Origin of the sequence: Amphibacillus jilinensis Y1, assembly GCF_000306965.1 — a bacterium.
Lineage (GTDB): Bacteria > Bacillota > Bacilli > Bacillales > Amphibacillaceae > Amphibacillus_C > Amphibacillus_C jilinensis.
The window spans coordinates 79,277-99,191 of the sequence record NZ_JH976441.1 but is presented as its reverse complement, the minus strand read 5'-3'; the positions used below and the strand labels follow the sequence as shown (position 1 = coordinate 99,191).

The 19,915-nt window shown below is 35.2% G+C and carries 19 protein-coding genes and 2 pseudogenes; 15 read left to right on the top strand and 6 right to left on the bottom strand.

Annotated elements, in window-relative coordinates:
* The first annotated feature begins 59 nt into the window (after positions 1-59).
* A complete protein-coding gene (locus tag B494_RS0116130; RefSeq protein ID WP_017473421.1) occupies positions 60-449 on the top strand; it encodes a hypothetical protein in 390 nt (129 codons plus the stop codon).
* 110 nt (positions 450-559) lie between these two features.
* Positions 560-724 (top strand): annotated as a pseudogene (locus B494_RS20685) (DUF4176 domain-containing protein); the annotation flags it as partial.
* A gap of 160 nt (positions 725-884) precedes the next feature.
* Here B494_RS20685 and B494_RS0116125 read toward each other — a convergent pair.
* Positions 885-2,240 carry an IS1182 family transposase gene (locus tag B494_RS0116125; RefSeq protein ID WP_017470474.1) on the bottom strand — a complete coding sequence of 452 codons (1,356 nt, stop codon included), beginning with the start codon at positions 2,238-2,240 and terminating at the stop codon, positions 885-887.
* 134 nt (positions 2,241-2,374) lie between these two features.
* On the opposite strand from B494_RS0116125, the gene B494_RS0116120 reads away from it, so the two are divergent.
* Positions 2,375-2,869 (top strand): hypothetical protein, encoded by a 495-nt coding sequence (locus tag B494_RS0116120; RefSeq protein WP_017473420.1) that lies wholly within the window; start codon positions 2,375-2,377, stop codon positions 2,867-2,869.
* Positions 2,870-3,024: 155 nt separating this feature from the next.
* Here the strand turns inward: B494_RS0116120 and B494_RS0116115 are convergent, their stop codons facing one another.
* Both B494_RS0116115 and erm read right to left on the bottom strand, forming a co-directional pair.
* Complete coding sequence (locus B494_RS0116115; RefSeq protein ID WP_017473419.1) at positions 3,025-3,216, bottom strand: DUF6366 family protein; 192 nt, start codon at positions 3,214-3,216, stop codon at positions 3,025-3,027.
* Between the two features lie 447 nt (positions 3,217-3,663).
* Positions 3,664-4,397 (bottom strand): annotated as a pseudogene (erm, locus tag B494_RS20000) (23S ribosomal RNA methyltransferase Erm).
* Positions 4,398-4,917: 520 nt separating this feature from the next.
* On the opposite strand from erm, the gene B494_RS0116105 reads away from it, so the two are divergent.
* Positions 4,918-5,466, top strand: a complete 549-nt coding sequence (locus tag B494_RS0116105) for a hypothetical protein (protein WP_017473418.1) — start codon at positions 4,918-4,920, stop codon at positions 5,464-5,466.
* Between the two features lie 71 nt (positions 5,467-5,537).
* On the top strand, positions 5,538-5,747 hold the full coding sequence (locus tag B494_RS0116100; protein ID WP_017473417.1) for a hypothetical protein: 210 nt from the start codon (positions 5,538-5,540) through the stop codon (positions 5,745-5,747).
* A 280-nt stretch (positions 5,748-6,027) separates the two neighbouring features.
* Here B494_RS0116100 and rpsD read toward each other — a convergent pair whose 3' ends face one another.
* Entirely contained in the window at positions 6,028-6,630 is a 603-nt protein-coding gene (gene rpsD / locus B494_RS0116095) for a 30S ribosomal protein S4 (protein WP_017473416.1), read from the bottom strand.
* Positions 6,631-7,107: 477 nt separating this feature from the next.
* Here rpsD and B494_RS0116090 point away from each other — a divergent pair, with 477 nt between their 5' ends.
* Entirely contained in the window at positions 7,108-8,970 is a 1,863-nt protein-coding gene (locus tag B494_RS0116090; RefSeq protein ID WP_017473415.1) for a sensor domain-containing diguanylate cyclase, read from the top strand.
* A 153-nt stretch (positions 8,971-9,123) separates the two neighbouring features.
* Here the strand turns inward: B494_RS0116090 and B494_RS0116085 are convergent, their stop codons facing one another.
* Entirely contained in the window at positions 9,124-9,603 is a 480-nt protein-coding gene (locus tag B494_RS0116085; RefSeq protein ID WP_017473414.1) for a GAF domain-containing protein, read from the bottom strand.
* A gap of 250 nt (positions 9,604-9,853) precedes the next feature.
* On the opposite strand from B494_RS0116085, the gene ezrA reads away from it, so the two are divergent.
* From ezrA to B494_RS0116055, 6 genes are all read left to right on the top strand, one after another.
* Positions 9,854-11,548 (top strand): septation ring formation regulator EzrA, encoded by a 1,695-nt coding sequence (gene ezrA, locus B494_RS0116080; RefSeq protein ID WP_017473413.1) that lies wholly within the window; start codon positions 9,854-9,856, stop codon positions 11,546-11,548.
* Between the two features lie 18 nt (positions 11,549-11,566).
* Complete coding sequence (locus B494_RS0116075; RefSeq protein WP_017473412.1) at positions 11,567-11,947, top strand: hypothetical protein; 381 nt, start codon at positions 11,567-11,569, stop codon at positions 11,945-11,947.
* Positions 11,948-12,275: 328 nt separating this feature from the next.
* The gene (locus B494_RS0116070) at positions 12,276-13,415 is read left to right on the top strand and encodes a cysteine desulfurase family protein (protein WP_017473411.1); all 1,140 of its coding nucleotides are present in this window, start codon (positions 12,276-12,278) and stop codon (positions 13,413-13,415) included.
* A 5-nt stretch (positions 13,416-13,420) separates the two neighbouring features.
* Positions 13,421-14,623: a tRNA uracil 4-sulfurtransferase ThiI gene (gene thiI / locus B494_RS0116065; protein WP_017473410.1), complete on the top strand. Its 1,203-nt coding sequence runs from the start codon at positions 13,421-13,423 to the stop codon at positions 14,621-14,623.
* A 239-nt stretch (positions 14,624-14,862) separates the two neighbouring features.
* Complete coding sequence (locus tag B494_RS0116060) at positions 14,863-15,066, top strand: alpha/beta-type small acid-soluble spore protein (protein ID WP_017473409.1); 204 nt, start codon at positions 14,863-14,865, stop codon at positions 15,064-15,066.
* A 118-nt stretch (positions 15,067-15,184) separates the two neighbouring features.
* Complete coding sequence (locus B494_RS0116055; protein WP_017473408.1) at positions 15,185-16,780, top strand: amidohydrolase; 1,596 nt, start codon at positions 15,185-15,187, stop codon at positions 16,778-16,780.
* 149 nt (positions 16,781-16,929) lie between these two features.
* Here B494_RS0116055 and B494_RS0116050 read toward each other — a convergent pair whose 3' ends face one another.
* Positions 16,930-17,736: an NAD kinase gene (locus B494_RS0116050; RefSeq protein ID WP_017473407.1), complete on the bottom strand. Its 807-nt coding sequence runs from the start codon at positions 17,734-17,736 to the stop codon at positions 16,930-16,932.
* Between the two features lie 109 nt (positions 17,737-17,845).
* On the opposite strand from B494_RS0116050, the gene B494_RS0116045 reads away from it, so the two are divergent.
* The 3 genes from B494_RS0116045 to B494_RS0116035 all read left to right on the top strand — a co-directional run bounded on the left by B494_RS0116045 (position 17,846) and on the right by B494_RS0116035 (position 19,906).
* Positions 17,846-18,364, top strand: coding sequence for a DUF2953 domain-containing protein (locus B494_RS0116045; RefSeq protein WP_017473406.1), 519 nt, complete (start codon positions 17,846-17,848; stop codon positions 18,362-18,364).
* Positions 18,365-18,380: 16 nt separating this feature from the next.
* A complete protein-coding gene (gene ytfJ, locus B494_RS0116040; RefSeq protein WP_017473405.1) occupies positions 18,381-18,788 on the top strand; it encodes a GerW family sporulation protein in 408 nt (135 codons plus the stop codon).
* Positions 18,789-18,928: 140 nt separating this feature from the next.
* Positions 18,929-19,906 (top strand): class I SAM-dependent methyltransferase, encoded by a 978-nt coding sequence (locus B494_RS0116035; RefSeq protein ID WP_017473404.1) that lies wholly within the window; start codon positions 18,929-18,931, stop codon positions 19,904-19,906.
* The last annotated feature ends 9 nt before the right edge of the window (positions 19,907-19,915 follow it).

Genomic DNA, 19,915 nt, shown 5'->3' with positions numbered 1-19,915 from the left:
ATAAAGTGGATATTGTTTATAAACGAAAAGGTTTAATATATAGAGGGAAGATGAGACATATGCATATCTTGAAAAACTTCGGAAATAAATATCCACTTGCTGCTAAGATAATTGATTGGTTTGTTGATCCGTATAAACGGATCAGACAAGAGCTAAAACATTTGAATGAAATCAAGAAAACAACAACTAACTTAAGTCATCACTTAAAAATTTATCATCTCATGCTATTTAATTTAGCTTTGGGTCTAGGCTTTTCAATTCTTATATATCACATCTTTTATGTCTTAGTTTGGTCTTTGTTTCAATGGTATGTTATATTTTTGAACATTGTTATTATTGGTTTTATGTTCGTATTAAAGAAATTCCATCTTCTTATTTCTTCGTTATTTAGAGATTATTACCTTGAAAAAGCTGGTGTGCATGGAAAAATGGATAAAGACATTCATTAGCGCTTGATGTCGGTAAACAATTATTACCGATAGGTTCGGTTGTTTTAACAAGTATAGTAGGGCATGCTTTAATGATTTACGGAAGAAAGCAATAACAAGAAAATAACGAAACAGTCTGGGATTATGTCGCTTGTCCTTATCCTCAAGGTCATATTTTCTCAGAGATTAATGTTTTCTTTAATCACAATCAAATCAAGCAATTAATTTCTAAAGGGTTGGAGACTAAGGAAGAAAATTTTTCAAGTAATAAGTTAGCTGAACTAGATAAATTATGATTCATGTCTTCTAGTTAAGGATATTGAAGAAAAACTTGAATTAAGACAATGATTAATTGAATAAATCAAATAGGTAGGTACATAAATGAATTTCATAATTCATCTTTTTAAAAATTTAAAGACCTACAGAATTTTAGTGATATCGTTTTAAAAAGTTTTTTTAAGCAACTTGTTGCTGATTTAACACTAAATTCACACGATCACTTGCTAATTTTGATGCATTATAAACAAGCGTGACGATGTCAAAATGAACTTTTGCTCGTTTTCCAGTTCGATAACGCACATTGTCCAGTTGAAAATATTCCTTTAGATAACCATTGACGCGTTCTACTGCTGAGCGGCGCTTTGATATATGTTTCCACGCTTTTGACCCACGAGCTGGGGCTGTATATTTTCGGAGATCTGTCGTGATTTTTACTTTATAAACCTTTTGGCAAATACTTTCGTTAGCTAAAGGACAGTCGCTACATTCTTTTGGTCTTGTGTATTTCAACGTTTCATACTTGGCATAAAAACTATCATAACGATAGGAATGTTCCCTAAAACAGGTTGGGGCAAAGTGTTTATCAAACCCAATGGGTTCTGCTTCATTTTTCTTATTATAAGCAATGACAGATTGGTTTCCCATTCGATGAACTTGAACATAAATAGGGGCGTAGTCATATCCTGCATCCATTGTCTGGTAGGTCAAAAAAGGCAAGGATAGGCATTCATCCACTCCCTTTAATAAAGGAATAGCTGCTTTTCCATCATTGAGACTGCCAGAAGAAAAAAGAGACTGTAAAATGTACTGACTGGATGTTCCAACAGCTAAGTGACCTTTGTAGCCGTACCAAAAGACATTTTTTCCTTCGCTGTTCTTTTTCACACCCCATTTAGGGTCTTGAGGAACTTCCGAACGTAACTCATGTAAAGGAACATCCAACTGAGCTTCTATTTTCTTTTCGTAAAGGGGAAGTTTTGCTTCCTTTTCTGCTTGTTCCATCAGCCATTGTTCTCGCTCGTCTTTTGGTTTGCGCCCGCGCTTGTTAGGCTCTGCTTTTGGCTTTTCTTCTTTTGGTGGTGCTTGATCACGTGCTTCAAAATGGGTGGCGTCAATAGCGACGGTGTCATCCATAATAAAGCCTTCAGCAATGGCTTGAAGAACAACTTTCTCTTGTGACTTCTCTAACACATCAGAGGCACTCAGTTTCGTTATAAGTCGTGAATAGGCAGCTTCAGAGGGAGTGTTGTCAGACACAAGAAACCCACAATTCAACTTAAATAGAACGTCATCATTCAGACGTTTGATCAGGTCCTTCATCGTCGGAATGCGCTCAACGATTCGTACAAACATAGAAATAATCATCGCCGCATAATTCAACGCTACGGGTGCACCAAGTCGGGATTTTTTGTTTATTTCATGGTAGATAGCATCCAAATCTATTGCTGAAATAATGGCTTCATAACGTTGGGTAGGTTCCATCTCGTATAATTCTTGGATGCCAAATAAGTTTTGTTGTCGTATAATGGTCATAAGGGGTACTCCTCCAGTCTTTTTTTGGTTGTCTCTCAACTACCATTATACAAGATTTGGGGAGGTACTTCCTTTTTTATCTCTCAAACTCGTTGGGGCTCAAGGACTCTGAATTATGAAATTCACTCACATAAATGAATAAAAAAATTAAAATTATTTTGGCCATTGCTTCAGGGATGGTCATTATTGGAATCTTATTTTCTGTGCTATTTTTAGTTATTCTTCCGCGTACGATAGAGGGTATTTATGACGACGAGGATCGAATTGCTTCACAAAGTGAAAGTCAAATATATCGTAATAGGCGAGAAAGCGTAAGAAATGGAGACTATCATTTAAGTTTCTTCTTTTCGGGAATAGATACGCTATGGACATTTGAATCTGAAAATAATAATGGGGCAATATTAACTGTTAATTATGAAAGTGAGATAACTGAGGGTAGATTTAAAGCGGTATTGGTGAGCCCTGATGATACAATTGATGTTATTTTTGAAGGAACTGACCAAGGGACGATACAAATTCCTTTAGAACAAGGAAAGTCTCGTTTTAGAATCGTTGGTGAGGAAGCTGAGGGTGAAATTAATCTTTCGATAACAAGCGTAGACTCAGTTGAGATTCATAAGGATGCATAGTCCGAAATTTTATTAACTTATTTTCATGCGCTCAAGCAGCTTCAACTGCTTGAGCGTGTACTTAATTTGAGGCTTTATCACTTATCGGTTTAAATCTTAAATTTTTTTCTATATAAAGTAGCTTTCAAAAAAACAGACTCCAAAGAATGTTTGTTTTATCTCACGAAGATAGATACTATGAAAAAAATTACTATTATTAGAATAATTAACAGTAAAGTGCCTTTCCAACCCATGGCACCAACCAGATCAGAAAGTACACTTCCGTGAACACTACTTGAAGGCCTTTTCAGCTCCTCTTGTCTCAACTTTTCTCTTCTTCTTTCAGGATTTTCCTTGTTCTCGTTCATTTATTTCAACCTCTCCTAATTTCTATTAATTTAGAAAAAATTAGTTGATTATTTGAAAATTATAATAATACTCCTTTTTCTATTTGTCAATCAACAAGGAATTTTGCCCCACTTATTTTTTCAGATTTAAGCCATAGGGTATGACGTTTGATGGGTGATAATTAAATAGAAGCTATGTACCAAAATTATGTGGCATCCATGAAAAGGCATGTACCCACTTCTGGACGAGCATGTTTACAGAATCGATCTTTAATTTTTTTTATAAGTATACATGGACTTCCTCCTAAGACTTTTTGGTCTAAGATTTTGTCCGCATGCCCAATTGATTATTTTCGTTTAGCAGTTACATAAAGGGATCAAAAGTTCCTTTTTTCTGTTTAATCAATCTGCTGTGCCCTTAGTAAAGGTAATAAGTTGAGGGTTGCTGGAATCGGCAACCCCTCAACACTATTTATTAAACAATTTATAACTATTGAATAGTGATAAGAATTGTTTAAAGTTAATATTGCTTAAGTCATTTATCTTTGCATGTTTTAATGCCTTATTAAACTGGTTTTTAGTAAATATTTTGTCGTATTCTTTATTGACCCATCTATTTGCAAAGTATTCATATTGAAACCTTTCTTTTGATGTATTTTTGATGGGTGTCTTTTTAAAATGATTAATGAGCTATCAACCCTTGGTTTTGGATGGAAATAGTCTTTAGGAATTGTATTCAATATAGAAATATCAACTTCCGGCATTAACAGTAGCGCTAATAAACGTTTTGTATTTAATAGCCTTTTAGCAAATCCGTACTCCACGATTAAATAACTAACGCTCGCTTCACTTTCAAAAACAATTTTCCGTATTATATTTGAACTTATATTATAAGGAATACTGCCGAATATTTTGTATGCCTTATTTTTAGGGAACTTAAATTGCAATATATCCTTGTTGATCACTTGAAAATTAACTTGATCTGCAAGTTTGACTTGCGTTCTTTTGCATAATTGAGGGTCTATCTCAATAGCTGTTACATAGCTACATCTTTGAGCGAGTTCTAATGTGAAATGACCTTTTCCTGAACCTATCTCGAAAACGTTGTCGTCCGTGTTTAAATCCACATTCATCATTATCTTATTTATATGGAATTTTGAAGTAATGAAGTTTTGACTATTTTTTATATCTTTTTTGTTCATTATTACACTTCCTTTTTATGGGATTCGAAGGGGTGTAATCATAAAAAAACCACAGACAGGCTGCTGTCCGTGGTGAAGAGTAAACGAGGTATGGTAAATAGACATTTTTTCTTTGTATTAGTGAAAAAAGACATACGAAAGAAAGACAGATGGATATCTGCCTTTCTTCACAAAAAAAGTATATACTTCCCCGTCGAAGATTATTAAAAATGTGCAGACTACTCCCGTTTACTCTGGTTTATGAAAACAGAGCCTTTGAACATATTAAGTTACTTATTGTTCAAAGTTTGCTGGCGTAATCTTCCTGATGGTGTCATTTTTAATAATCCTCCTTTCCTGTATGTAAGATCCACTATACAATCACTGCAAAGGATTGTCAATAACAAGTACTGCTAGCATAGTGTTTTTTCGATTATGAATGAGGAGTCTTGAGATAAGGCTCTTTGTTGTTTGTAAAACAAGTGATTTTCTTAAACATTTTACCATATCCTCCGATATGATTAGAAAAGGGGGTGTCTTAATGACTAGAGATTTTTATAATGAAAAAAATATTTTTAAATTTTTAGAGAATAAATACTGGAAGTTAAATTTTAAGTCCCAAAGTAGTGTAGATCATTTTAAAAAAGCTATCTGTCAAGATTATACCAAAGAGGAAATAAAAAAAATTAAATCTAAAATGCAAATGAAGATAATTTGGCTAGACTCTAGTGTTGACGTGAGTTTATTAAATTCAATTTTTTCCGGTTTCATTGCCTTTGCATTTAGTTCCATTATAGCACTGCTTACTTTGGGGATATCAGTAAGTATTCTTTCTAGTGAACAACTTTTAAATCTTAAGTTACCTACGATGGAATCGGAAGAAGATCAGTTTAATTTAATTAATGAGTTCACAGAACATATTATTCAAGTAATAGGTGATATCTTTAACTTTGTTCTCTTAAGGGGGATTTTTTTTACTTTACTTATAATCATATCTGCGTGGTTTATTACATTCATGACTTTAAGGAACAAAGCTAGAAGGGGGTTATACAAGTTTGTTATTGACGAATTAATTGAGGAACTGTTTTAGTATGCAATGTTTTAAAATTTAGTGCGTATGTAATAAATTTAACCAATTTTAAAAATTAATAGGAGTTTAATATGGGAAACATTTTTGATGGTGTCGATAATTCAGTTATAAATCAAATGGCTTGGGATTTAGCTAAGGTACTTTTTCTTCCTTTTGTGGTAGTGTTAGTTATTGGCCACATTCTTATTTTTTTCAAAATACCGAGAGCAGTAGTTAAGCCGGCTATGAGCTTATTGTATTTGTTTTTAGTTTATCATTCATTTTTATATTTTATTGATTAAGTCACTTTTTAAAGGTGATTTTCAAAAGAAATTTTTCAATAATTTCTTTTGTCGTATTTGATTTAAAGAGGACTATGGAAGCCTTGAGTTAATTGACTAATCTAAACCGGTTGAAAATTTTTCCTTTACATACATATGCCCACATTATATATTACTAGCCCCAATTTAGTTCTTTTTCACACATTATCTTGCGTATAGCAAATCAAACAAAAAACCCTAGAACACTTGATTTAACAAGGTTTCTAGGTTTTTTAATCTTAAGGTATGCGTACTATCTTCCTTAACGTGAGTACCACTCAACAATAAGTGCTTCGTTGATTTCTGCTGGTAACTCAGTACGTTCTGGGTAACGTGAGTAAGTACCTTCAAGCTTATCAGCATCGAAAGTTAAGTACTCAGGTACGAACGTGTTAGCTTCAATAGCTTCAGCAATGATATCAAGTTTTTGTGATTTCTCACGTACACCAATTGATTGACCAGGTTTCACACTGTATGATGGAATATCGACACGACCACCATCAACAGTAATATGACCATGGTTTACTAATTGACGTGCTTGACGACGCGTACGAGCAAGACCAAGGCGGTAAACAAGATTATCCAAACGTGATTCTAAAAGAACCATGAAGTTTTCACCGTGTACACCTTTCATTTTGCCAGCACTTTCGAAAAGGTTGCTAAATTGACGTTCGTTTACCCCATACATGAAGCGAAGTTTTTGCTTCTCTTGTAATTGTAAACCATATTCTGAAAGCTTTCTGCGTTGATTTGGACCATGTTGTCCAGGGGCGTAAGGACGCTTATCTAATTCCTTACCTGTACCCGTTAATGAAATACCGAGACGACGAGACTTTTTCCATACAGGACCTGTATAGCGAGCCATAGTGCAATCTCTCCTTTTATATTAGATTTTGCATAAAACAAGATATTGTGCCCGATAATCGCTTGTCATTTTGTTTTCATGTACCATCGCTCCAGCAGCAGAGAGTTACACGATACACCTTACATTATCAATAGATAAGGAACAAAATGAACAACCGGCGGTTCACAGAGGCTACCTTTTTTACACAAAGTCTATTATATGTTTTTTAGTCATCTGAGTCAACCTTTACTTATCAAGCAGTCTAGATATGTGAAAAATAGGGTAAAAAGACCTTGTTTCTACACTGGGTTGTTATGCGCTTGTTTTTTGTGGTAAATAGCGATAAAACGCTGTTATTGAAAGGATTTGTCAAAAAAACAAGTCTTTACTTTATAAGTATAATTTACTATCTTTTTGGTAGGCATTTAGAAATATTTGCGTTATAATATGAGTTGAATGGCTTATTTTGATTATTTTTTAGATGGGTGGAACCTGTAAATGAAGTCATATACCTTAACCGAAAACCATGCCACTTTTCTTCATGAGCAAAAGAATCCTTATCAAAGTAGGGAATCAATACATATTATACTTAAACAGGTTGAATTATTGATCCAAGCAGATGCAGTAGCACTTTACCTATATAATACCTGGACAGATTGTTACATGTTATCAGGGACAACAAGTAGTAAAACCATTCAATTCGTGGAAAAGATGACTTCAGATAGTGTTAAGGCAGTCAATTCTCAACATCGTTTTGCTGTAGTGCCGGGGACTGAGGTGATGCATGTAGAAACAGAGCAGCAGGTTTGTATCATTGGTTTGGGCAATCACATTCATCTTAATGGTTATTTAGTTCTATTTGTTGAAGAAGATAACAATCACTTGGAAAACCAACGAGAGCAATTTATTCAAATTGCTGAGGATATGAATACGTTACTAATTGAACTGACTAATACATATAATGCTCAAGCACAGGCTAATAAATACGAATTAATGTACAACGTGACGCAAAAATTCCATTCAACAATGAATCCCAAAGATGTTCTTAGTGAAATCATTGAAACGATTCGATCGATTTATCCACAGTTTAACTGTAACTTATTTTTGTCCAAAAATTATCAAGGTGATCAAGATTTACCTGTTAAAGAGTTAATTTATAATGAAGAATATGCTGATAAAGCAAGTGTTCAAGCTTTTTTAACAGGTGAAATTAAACTTGATCAAAAACCTAATCAAAATAAAATCAACTTATATGCACCGTTAAATGGAAAACAAGGTATTTATGGGGTTATGCAACTAACTGCTGTAGAAATCGACCATGTTCCGAATGAAGATATTGAGTTCGTTCGATTATTAGCCAATACTGCCGGCAATGCATTAGAGAATGCACAATTGTACCAACAATCGAACCAATTGATTCAAGACTTACAACTGATTAATACCTTTGTGCATGAGTTGAATAAATTAAATGGTCTATTGGATATTACAGCATTCATTAAAAAACAGTTTAAAGAATCCTTTAAAACAGATGAAATTGGTTTTCTTTTAGCCAATCCTTCAGTAGGGTATAAGATAGAATCTGCTTCAACTCAACTGTTTCATCGTGATGATAGTCGCGATTTTGTTGATAAATTATACAGCCTCGTTCAAAAAGAACAAGATGCTGTGTTTATTGGTGATTATGGAACAAGATATGGCGAACACCATTATTATAGCTCAGTCATTTTATTGCCAATGATTCAAACGGACAAGCTAATTGGTTTGATTGTCGTTTTACATCCAAAACCTTATTTTTTTTCTTTTGATCAGTTTAAGTTGATGAAATCATTAACTTATCATGCTACATTAGCTTTTGAAAATACATTATTACGTGAGCAATTAGAACTTGCCGTTATAACAGATTATTTGACAAAGTTGTATTCAAGAAAATATTTAGATGAGCGATGCATGACACATCTTAATCATGATCAGCAAGGCGTATTTATTTTAATCGATCTTGATGATTTTAAACAGATTAATGATTTACATGGTCATGATGTCGGGGACCATATTTTAATACAAGTATCTGATATTATCCGTGACAGAATCGAAGATAGCGGTTTTGCGGCACGTTGGGGAGGAGAAGAGTTAGCAATATATTTGCCCCATAAAAGCGCTAGAGAGGGCCAAGCTTTTGTGACTCAATTACTTGATTTAATCAAACGATTAACGGAACCGAGGATCACAGCTTCAATAGGGATGGCTTTTTGGAACAGAGAATGTAAAGTGGATTTCATTACATTATTTGATATGGCGGATCAAGCTTTATATCGAGCAAAACGAAGTGGAAAAAACCAGTTTCAAATTGAACCAAATTTGTAAGAGCGGTCCTGATTCATTCAACTAACAATCACTGGGAGAAGCACGAAAACGCCCAGTGATTGTTAGTTTGTTTTATGTAAATGCTAAAAATTAAATTGTATCGATAATCTTTTGGCTATTACGGTAGAAGAAATAAGTAGGCTAACTTTACTCTTACAAATATTTTTGCAAGATTTCAACGAATTTCTCCAAATACTTTTGATCGAGTTCATCAAAGCGATCTACTATCGGACTATCGATGTCTAAAACACCAATAACCTCATTATTTTTGATAATAGGAATAACGATTTCAGATTGGCTAGCTGCGTCGCAAGCAATGTGCCCGAGAAATTGATGGACATTAGCAATGCGTTGTGTCGCCCTTTCACTGACAGCTGTACCACAAACCCCTTTACCGATTTGGATATGAACACAAGCAGGTAAACCTTGGAAAGGCCCCAATATTAATTCATCATCCTTCATTAAATAAAAGCCAACCCAATTCACTTGATCTAGAAATTGATTGAGTAATGCTGAACTATTTGATAAATTGGCAATCTGATCTTGCTCATCTTCAATAAGTGCTTCCAATTGTTTTAGTAATAACTGATAATTTTTTTCTCTTGACTCATCATAAGATTTTTCCTCAAACATTGAAATCTCCTCCGCCTTTAGACTCTCTTTTTAATAGCAAATTATACCCTTGAATAAAACAAGATGCAATTTTTAAATATTTTTAAAATCATGCCGATATATAAAATGACAAAAAACGAATTAATTTGATTTTTTTTAGCAAAAAGTCTAATGTTCATGATATGATAATGATAATACATCCTAATCATAAATCAAGCGAACGAACTTAGGTTCTCGTGTAAAATGGTCGATAGGTTCAAGGAGGATTAACATGGTCACCTATATTATAGGGTTTATTCTCGTTATTATAACATTAATTGTTGTGGGTTTAATTTTAAGAAAAAGAGTGTATGATCGCGTCGATCAACTTGAAGCATGGAAAATGGATATTATGAATCGGAACGTCACAGCAGAGTTGCAACGCGTCAAGGCATTACGGCTCTCTGGGGAAACACAAGAGAAGTTCGAATCTTGGAAAGAGACATGGGATCGAATTTTAACACGTGATTTACCGGATATCGAAGAGTACCTCTTTGATGCTGAGGCGGCAGCTGATAGCTTTAAAATCCCGACAGCTAAGAAAAATTTAGCTGCTGTGGAGAAAACACTTAATGAAATTGAACAGACAATAAAAAATATGTATAGCGAATTAGATGATTTACTGGATTCAGAAAAGCAAAGCAGAAAAGAAGTAGAGAAGGTTATTCCACAAATTAAGTCCTTGCGTCAGACGCTACTTGAAGGGCGACATTTGTTCGGGGAAGCTGAACAACGATTTGAAAAAGAAATCGATGAACACCAACAGTTGCTTGATCAATTTTATGCAGCGAGTGATGAGGGGAATTATTATGAAGCCCGTCAAATTATTCAGACCATTCAAGAACAATTAGCTGATCTGACCATTCGAATGGAAGATTTTCCTGTCATTTATAAAAAATGTAAGCAAGAGCTACCTGATCAAATTAATCAACTTAAAAATGGTATTAAAGAAATGAAGGAAGAAGGATATCGTATCGAACATCATAATTTCCTTAAGGAATTAGCTAGTTTCGAACAGGAAATTGCCAAATATTTAAAGCGTATAGAAGAAACAGATGATGGATCTGTTTATGATTTTGTAACAAGTTTAGAAGAGCGTATTCAAGAGATATATAGCTTATTGGAAAAAGAAGCAAATGCAAAACAGTATATAGATAAACACTTAGATAATTTCAAAACCTTGATTGTCGATGTGGTTGAAGCTTTTCAAGAAACAGATGAAGAGGTAAAAGAATTACAGAAAACTTATTATATGGAAGGTAGTGATCTGGAACTATACGCTAACCTCCAGAAATGGATTCATCAATTAGAACGTCAACATGAACAGATGATGACAGAAATGACAGAAGAAAAGCAAACCTATGTTTCACTTCGTGATCAATTAGAGACAAGCTATCAAGATTTACAAAAACTAAAAGAATCTCATGAAGAGTTTAAAGAGCAAGTTAAAACGATTCGAAAAGATGAAGTGGAAGCAAAAGAAAAGATTCAAGTGCTACAACGTCAATTGTACGATACCAATCGTCGCTTGCAAAAAAGTAATTTACCTGGTATTCCGTCATTCATTTGGAATCAATTAGATGAAGCCACAGAAAAATGCAATGCAGTGATGGAACATTTAAATGAACAACCTTTGGATATGGGGAAGGTTAACCATACAGTAAATGAAGCTTCTACATCGGTAAGTTTATTGTTAGAGCAAACCGATTTAATTATTGAACAAGCTTACCTTGTTGAGCGTGTTATTCAATATGCCAATCGTTACCGTAGTCAATATCCAGTGTTGGCTGCAAAATTATTAGAAGCTGAACAAATGTTTAGGGAGTTTCGTTATCAAGAAGCATTAGAGATTGCTTCACAGGCATTAGAAGATATAGAACCAGGAGCACTAGCTCGCCTTGAAACGCGTATTAAAGTGCCAAGTTAATCGAGGGGGGGATGGCAGATGAAATTTGTATCAATATTCAGTATGTCAATATTAACACTTAGTATTTGGGGACTATTTTTCACATTGTTTTTTGTTGAATTAGACCCTATCTACCAAGCTCAGCCTAACGTAGATGAGCAACGCGAATTAGGTGCAGAAGTTTCGGGGAAATTATCGAGATTTGAACAAGTTGAGCAGGATGAAGAAGCATCCCGTTTAGAGGCTGAACAAGACGAAACGGAGCAACTTGAAACAGTATCAAACACAAACACAGAAGAGGAGCCGCCTTCTTCGCTCGTGGAAAGGGCTAGCAGTCCTTACAATGATATTCTTTATGAGTTTGAAAAAGATAGTCCTGTATCTGTTGATGCATTACTCGGTGCGCTTGATCTGAATTAAAATCCCTAGCTTATGCTTGGGATTTTTACTTGTTCGACGTTAGAATTTCATCACAGATATCCTTCTACTGATTGAAGGTTGGTTTTATGCATTTTTAACAAAGACGGGAAAAGCAACAGGTTAGAGATTTTAAGGGTCTCTTCACCAAAAGATGAGTGTTTCTTAATATATAGAAGTGGAAAGTTATTTGTATTTTTGATTATCCTATAATCAAAGGGACATTGATCATAGCTTAAAAGTACAAATTTCCGTCTTAAGCAAAGGTTCATCTAGGGACGGAATTATGTTAGAATAATGCAGTGCAATAGATAGACGAAGGGGTATTCTAATGATTTACTTTGATAATAGCGCAACGACAAAGCCATCACAAGAAGTGCTAGATAGCTTCCTTACTGTATCAGAAACTTATTATGGAAATGCGTCCTCAGCCCATCAGTTCGGATTAGATGCAGATAAATTATTGAGAAAATCACATCAACAAGCTGGTCAGATCATGAATGTTGAACCAACTGAAATCATTTTCACTTCTGGTGGGACAGAAGGGAATAATTTAGCGATTAAAGGGGTAGCTTTAGCGTATCAAAAGCGTGGTAAACATATTATTACGACTACTATTGAGCATCCTTCTGTGCTTTCAGCATGTCAAGCGTTAGAAGAGTTAGGGTTTAATGTAACTTATCTACCTGTTAATCAATCAGGCGTTGTTGAAGTTGAATCTGTTAAAGAAGCATTGCAAGCAGATACAATATTAGTAAGTATTATGCATGTTAATAATGAGTTAGGTACGATTCAACCAATTAAAGAGATTGGAGAACTTCTTAAGAATCGACCAACAACCTATTTTCACGTTGATGATATCCAAGGTTTTGGGAAAATTAGCTTAGATTTAAAACGTTCCTATGTCGATTTGTGTTCAATATCCGGTCATAAAATACATGGTTTAAAAGGCACGGGATTGTTGTATGTTAAAGAGGGTATTCGACTTTTCCCACTATTTCACGGTGGTGGCCAACAAACAGATAAGCGCTCTGGGACCGAGAATCTTGCTGGCATTGTCTCGCTAGTGAGAGCAATGCGCTTAATAACCGAACAAAAATTGCATCACCCTGAGTATTTAGACCATTTAAATCAGCAATTGCGTCAACGCCTTCAAGAAATTCCTGAGGTTGTCATTAATACCCCTGAAGGTCAGGCACCACACATTTTAAATTTTTCTATTCCAGCATATAAACCGGAAGTTGTTTTACATGCCTTAGAAGAAAATCATATTTTTGTTTCAACAAAATCTGCCTGTTCATCGAAACGAACAGATGAAAGTGCGGTATTACGTGCGATACAGCTTCCTCGCGAAAGAACAACTTCCGCTTTAAGGGTGAGTTTCTCGTTTCAAAATACAGACGGTGAAATTGAATTGTTTGTACGTGTTTTAAAAAGAATAATTAAAGAATTAAGTAAAGTAATGGGGTAATGACAATGTTGTATGATCATATATTAATTCGCTATGGTGAATTATCGTTAAAAGGAAAAAATAGAAAAGTATTTATTAACCAACTGCACGAAAATGTTCGTCATCAACTCAGAGCTTTTCCTACTGTGAAAATTAAAAGCGGACGTGATCGAATGAGCATCTTATTAAACGGTGCCGATCCTCAAGCTATTATTGATATTTGCCGCTTTATATTTGGGATTCAGAGTTTAAGTTTGGCTATTAAAACAGAGAATAATGAAGACGCGATTAAAGAGGCTGCATTATATGCATTAAAGGAAGTTGAGCGTGTTCGGACGTTTAAGGTGACTACCAAGCGTGGTGATAAAGATTTTCCAATCGACTCACAAACATTTAATCATGTGATTGGTTCACATTTACTTAAGAATACAGAGAATATTACAGTTAACGTCCATCAGCCTGATGTTGAAATTCACATCGATATTAGGAAAGGTGCTACATTTATTACATCTGCTCGATTTCCAGGTGCTGGTGGGTTGCCGGTTGGAACATCAGGTAAGAGTTTATTATTACTCTCTGGTGGAATAGATAGTCCAGTCGCTGGCTATTTGTCGATGCGACGTGGTGTGAAAATTGAAGCGATCCATTTTCATTCTCCGCCGTACACAAGCGAAGCCTCAAAACAGAAAGTATTAGATCTAGCTGATAAGCTTGCTGAATTCGGTCATGAGGTTAATGTTCATATTGTTCCGTTTACGGCAATGCAACAAAAGATTCATCGTGAAATTCCTCACGGTTATTCAATGACGGTTATGCGTCGAATGATGTTAAAGATAAGTGAGATCGTAGCGAAACAAAGAAATATCTTATCTATTACGACTGGAGAAAGCTTGGGCCAGGTTGCAAGTCAGACGATGGAGAGTATGCATGCCATTAATGCTGTAACCTCGTTTCCGATTATCCGTCCACTGATAGCTGTTGATAAAAGCGCAATCATTCAAACCGCTAAGGAAATAGGTACATATCCTATTTCAATTCGTCCTTTTGAAGATTGTTGTACGGTATTTGTCCCTAATTCTCCTAAAACAAAACCAAAATTAGATAAGGTCACATATTTTGAAAACCAACTTGATTTATCTCTTGAACTGGATGAACTTTTAGAAGGTATTAATGTTGTCACGCTTTATGGGAACAAGAGGGATGAGGATTTGTTGCAAGATCTATTTTAAATGATTTTCCTAATAGTTAGGTTTATCACAGATAACCGTTCGTAAAACACTCAGATCAAAATAGACAACCAAGGTAGAACGATTGAGGTGCGTGATAATAACGGATGCTCTCGTTTAACTAAAAGAGCAGCCTTACCGTGTTGTTCACTTAATATGTAACAACTACCAGTTTTTTTTCTGTATGAGAACCTCCAATCTGCACATTCTAGAAATGTATTAAGGAGGAGGTGAAAACAGACATGGCAAATAACAATAGTAGCAATCAATTAGTTGTACCAGGTGTAAGCCAAGCGCTTGATCAAATGAAATACGAAATTGCTCAAGAATTTGGTGTTAACCTTGGTCCTGATACAACTTCACGTGCTAACGGATCTGTTGGTGGTGAAATTACAAAACGTTTAGTACAAATGGCTGAACAACAATTAAGTGGACAATCACACTAATCAAATGATAAAAGAGGAGTAGTGCTAATAAGCGCTACTCTTTTCAATTGTCTATTTTTTTGATATCTTTTAATTTAACAATGGAATGGGCGATATGATTGAAAGGGAGCAGTGAGTGATGGGGATATTATGGTTTGGTGGTACCTTTTATACGATGTGTGAAGTCAACGATACAGTAGAAGCTGTATACACACAGGCGGGGCGAATAGTAAAGGTTGGAACATATCAACGGTTAAAGACACAATTTAAGTCTGATATAGAAAGAGAAATCGATTTAACAGGAAGATATATATTTCCTGGTTTTGTGGATAGTCATTTACATATTATTGGGCAAGGGGAAAAATTGGCGCACTTAGATTTATCAACATGTATGAGCGCAGAAGAAGTCTTGGCATGTGTACGTGAACGGGTTGAAAGCATACCTTCAGGTCAATGGTTATTTGGTGAAGGTTGGAATGATAATCAATGGGATGAACAACGCATCATTGACCGTAAGGAATTGGATGACATTTCAAATCATCATCCAATAATATTAACACGTGTATGTCGTCATGCGTTGATAGCTAATACAAAGGCAATTGAGTCAGCGCAAATTACAGAAGGTGTGAAAGATCCTCAAGGCGGAAAAATCATGCGTGATCGTAATAACAGAATAACAGGATACTTTTTAGATACTGCTCAAGATTTAATTAAACAGGCTGTTCCAGATCGATCAACAGAAGAATTAAAACAATTGATTGATTTGTCCATAGATTATTTGCTTAGCTTGGGTTTAGTTGGTGGACATAGTGAAGATTTAGCCTATTATGGAAAAGGGAGTTTTAATAAAGTTTCGCAAGCATATAAACAAAGTATAAATGGAGATGACAGGAAATTCAGGGCTCATCTGTTGGTTCATCATGAGGTTATTGATGACTTTGCTAAACAATCTCTTCGTTACAAAGAAGGGACCCCCTTTGTTGAGTATGGTGCGATGAAAATATTTGCTGATGGTGCTTTGGGTGGTCGGACGGCATGGTTAGAAGCTTCTTATCATGATGATCCATCTAATACAGGACTAGCGATACATACCAAGGAGGAATTAGCAGCCCTTATTGCAAAGGCACGTTCATTACAACTCCCTGTTGCGGTTCATGCGATCGGCGATGCTGCGATTAACACCGTGGCGCAATTACTTGAAGCGTATCCTTTGACAGCACGATATCGTGATCGTATTATTCATGCCATGATTGTTAACCAACCCTTGATTAATAAACTGGCAAAGCTTAATGCTGTTTTAGATATTCAACCTACTTTTGTTTCATCTGATTTTCCGTGGGTTATCCAACGTCTTGGAAGTGACCGGATAAAAACAGCTTATCCGTGGCGGACTTTCCTAGACCATGGGATTGCCTGTGCTGCTGGTTCTGATGCACCAATTGAGGACGTTAATCCGCTTTATGGTATTGAAGCATTTGTTGAGAGACGTTCAACGATTGATCAGCAAATTTATAATGCCGAACAACAATTAACGGTATATGAGGCGATCTCTTTATATACAAAAGGTAGTGCTTATGTGATTGGTAAAGAACAAGAAACAGGTCTAATTAAAGAGGGCTATTTAGCTGATTTTACAGTATTAGAGCAAGATCCCTTTCAAGTTGAAAAGCATATGATTCACAAAATCAATGTTGGCATGACCGTAGTAGATGGCACCATTGTTTATCACAGATAACCTCGTAAAGCGCCCGCTGATTGAAAGTTCGTTTTATAGTAATGAATGAATAAGTGACGTTCAGTTCTAAAAAGCAAGAAAGACATTAAACCGATCATAGATAAAAATCGCAGGTGCCTTAATGACAGGAAACTGCGATTTTTGCGTGATTATAACATTTTATTATGGATAAACATATCGGATATTTGATTAATGTAGTCTAATCCAGATGGTCTGAAATAATGTAATTGCCGATCAGATATCTTTACGTTTACCTCTCGAATTAATGATATGGGATAAGCTTCATTATCAAGTCCAATAATAGGATAGTCATTCCCATCTTGAATAACCTCTAATTTAACGGTTCGCTTTTCAGACAAGATCGTAGGACTGTGCAATAGATTAAAGTTAGCGTTGGTTAGTGGAGCAATTTTTGTCAATTGCATACAGGTTAAAGCTGGCTCAACAATTGCACCACCAACAGATTTGTTGTAAGCTGTACTCCCTGTCGGTGTGGAAATAATTAATCCGTCCCCGTGGTAATGCTCAAATAATTTTTGATCGATAAAAACATCAATAGCGATTGTTTTAATAATACTCGAGCGCATACTAAATTCATTTAAGCAGAAATGAGGTTTGCCATTGTCTATGCTAACTTCTAACAAGTCGAATGTATGATGCATTTCTTTATTTAAAATATTAGGCCATTGCTTACCTAAATCAGCATAATGAATCGTTGCGTACAGACCAAAATTAAGGTCTTGTGTTGCCCCGATGTATAGGGCGGATTTGGAAAAACCCGTCTCTCTTATTGTATGAAGAAACTGTCCGTCGTTACCTAAACTTATAATAATATCAGCTCGGTTTGCTTGGTCAACAAATTGAACCGGATGATTAGATGCTTGTTGTTTTATTTCATTCGCTTGGAATGTACCTTGCATCGTTTGGGGATAATGTATGTATACATGTGTTGTCACTATCTTACCTCCTTCGTCTAGTTAAATGATTCTAATAGTATTCTATAGCCTTTAAAGACATAAATTAAACGATGTGTAGAGCGAAATGAGTCAACAGAGGAGTATAACTATGTTTATCTTATTAATATCTTTAGCGTTATTAATTATTTTTTTATTTATCATCATTTACGCCCCTTTTTATGTGGATATCTCAATTGATATCGCAGATAAAGTCATCATCAAGAAAACATATAAATGCTTAGCGATTTCTCTATATTCAAAATCTGATGTTTACATGCCAGAACAATTGTTAGATAAACTGCTACAATTTTCTAATACAAAAAAAGAAATAAACATATTTCCTCGATTATCACAAATGCGACAGATTAAGTGTCAAACATTGAATTGGATGACCACAATAGGCCTCCATCAAGCTGATCATACAGCCATATTCGTAGGACTCCTCATAAGTTGTAAAAGTCTTATTATTACAGGGTTTTCTGAATACTTTGATGCAGTAAATGGTGTAAATTATGTTGTCAAACCTATCTATAATCATGCGATGTTTCATAGTCATTGTCAATGCATGTTTTCAATGAGACTGGGACATGCTATTCATATGTATTTCAGAAGATCTAATTCTAATTAAAGGAGATTAGGTAACGATGCAAGAACATCCAATAGAAGGTTTAATGTCGACGGCTATGGAACAATTGAAAAAAATAGTTGATGTCAACACGGTTATAGGGGATCCGATCCAAACATCTGATGGAAGTACCATTATTACCGTATCGAAAGTAGGCTTTGGCTTTGCTGCTGGGGGAAGTGAGTTTTCAGGACACCATAGTAAGAGTCAAGACCAGTCTGATGAAGAACTCCTCCCATTTGGTGGGGGAAGTGGCGGTGGTGTATCGATTACGCCAATTGCTTTTCTTGTCATGCACAAGCAAGGCAATGAGCTTATACATCTGCATGAGCATACCCATCTATACGAAAAGCTTGTCGATGTGGCCCCTCAAGCTTTTGAAAAGATTAAAGACATGCTTGATCAACGTAAAAGAGAGCATCACTAAAAAAGTAGCACAGCAAATCAAAGCTGTGCTACTTTTTTCCTTCATGTGGTCCAGCATATGAAGGAAAAGTTTTTTACTAAACGAGACGGTTTAGCCCCTGTATGTTATACTGCATATTGTAAAAGGGAGGAATGCTTATTATGAATAGCGTTGAAGCGTGTTTTCAACAAATTGATAATGTGATTGAACAACATGTTAAAGCAAATGATTTAACATATATGGATGGCTTACTTGATTTATTAAATATTTTTCTAATGGATGACGAAGATAAGCAAAGCTTTCCAGAAGACAATCTGATGTTTATTAAAAAAGTTCAAGCGATTGATTTTGATCGACTGCAGAAAGAGCAGATCCGTAAAACGATTGAATTGGCAACACTTAAAAGTATGAAAGGTGCTATGCAAATCCAGCATCTTATTACACCAGATACGGTAGCTTCGTATATGAATTATCTTATTGAAAAGTTATATCCTCGCACTGACAAATTAACTATATTTGATCCTGTTGTAGGATCTGCAAATTTATTGAATGCATTAATGAACCAAAACGCAAAGCTAGTCAAAGCTTTTGGAAGTGAAATTGATCCAACTTTTATTCAACTCGCTTCTCTTAGTGCTAATTTACAAGAAAATGAGGTCGAATTTTTTCATCAAGATACGATTCAACCGTTGTTATTAGACCCTGTAGATCTGGTTGTTGCAGATTTACCTGTAGGCTATTATCCTGATGACGATAGAGCTCGTGCATTTAAAGTTTTCATGTCAGGTGAGCATACTTATGCCCATCATCTTCTTATTGAACAAAGTTTAAATTATACAAAAGCTGGAGGATTCTTAATTTTCGTTATTCCAAATACACTGTTTAATAGTGACCAGGCTACAAAATTACACCAGCTTATTCAAGAATCTGCTCATGTGATTGCATTGCTTCAATTACCGAATAATATCTTCCGAGCAGAGGAGCAAGCCAAGAGCATTTTTGTATTACAAAAGAAATCAGAGCAGACGCAATCGCCTAAAGAGGTTTTAATGGCGCAATTACCTTCATTTAAAGATGTAAAAGCGACGGAAAATATCGTGTTAAAGATGAATCAATGGTTTAACAAAGAAGGGTATTAATTGCTGAAA

Excerpts from the sequence above, each read along its gene's own strand:
- B494_RS0116075 (WP_017473412.1), top strand. The coding sequence starts at position 11,567 with ATGAAATTTGTATCAATATTCAGTATGTCAATATTAACACTTAGTATT.
- B494_RS0116085 (WP_017473414.1), bottom strand. The coding sequence starts at position 9,603 with ATGTTTGAGGAAAAATCTTATGATGAGTCAAGAGAAAAAAATTATCAG.
- B494_RS0116070 (WP_017473411.1), top strand. The coding sequence starts at position 12,276 with ATGATTTACTTTGATAATAGCGCAACGACAAAGCCATCACAAGAAGTG.
- B494_RS0116060 (WP_017473409.1), top strand. The coding sequence starts at position 14,863 with ATGGCAAATAACAATAGTAGCAATCAATTAGTTGTACCAGGTGTAAGC.
- ytfJ (WP_017473405.1), top strand. The coding sequence starts at position 18,381 with ATGCAAGAACATCCAATAGAAGGTTTAATGTCGACGGCTATGGAACAA.
- thiI (WP_017473410.1), top strand. The coding sequence starts at position 13,421 with ATGTTGTATGATCATATATTAATTCGCTATGGTGAATTATCGTTAAAA.
- B494_RS0116115 (WP_017473419.1), bottom strand. The coding sequence starts at position 3,216 with ATGAACGAGAACAAGGAAAATCCTGAAAGAAGAAGAGAAAAGTTGAGA.
- B494_RS0116125 (WP_017470474.1), bottom strand. The coding sequence starts at position 2,240 with ATGACCATTATACGACAACAAAACTTATTTGGCATCCAAGAATTATAC.
- B494_RS0116120 (WP_017473420.1), top strand. The coding sequence starts at position 2,375 with ATGAATAAAAAAATTAAAATTATTTTGGCCATTGCTTCAGGGATGGTC.
- rpsD (WP_017473416.1), bottom strand. The coding sequence starts at position 6,630 with ATGGCTCGCTATACAGGTCCTGTATGGAAAAAGTCTCGTCGTCTCGGT.
- B494_RS0116130 (WP_017473421.1), top strand. The coding sequence starts at position 60 with ATGCATATCTTGAAAAACTTCGGAAATAAATATCCACTTGCTGCTAAG.
- B494_RS0116055 (WP_017473408.1), top strand. The coding sequence starts at position 15,185 with ATGGGGATATTATGGTTTGGTGGTACCTTTTATACGATGTGTGAAGTC.
- B494_RS0116090 (WP_017473415.1), top strand. The coding sequence starts at position 7,108 with ATGAAGTCATATACCTTAACCGAAAACCATGCCACTTTTCTTCATGAG.
- ezrA (WP_017473413.1), top strand. The coding sequence starts at position 9,854 with ATGGTCACCTATATTATAGGGTTTATTCTCGTTATTATAACATTAATT.
- B494_RS0116105 (WP_017473418.1), top strand. The coding sequence starts at position 4,918 with ATGACTAGAGATTTTTATAATGAAAAAAATATTTTTAAATTTTTAGAG.
- B494_RS0116045 (WP_017473406.1), top strand. The coding sequence starts at position 17,846 with ATGTTTATCTTATTAATATCTTTAGCGTTATTAATTATTTTTTTATTT.
- B494_RS0116035 (WP_017473404.1), top strand. The coding sequence starts at position 18,929 with ATGAATAGCGTTGAAGCGTGTTTTCAACAAATTGATAATGTGATTGAA.
- B494_RS0116100 (WP_017473417.1), top strand. The coding sequence starts at position 5,538 with ATGGGAAACATTTTTGATGGTGTCGATAATTCAGTTATAAATCAAATG.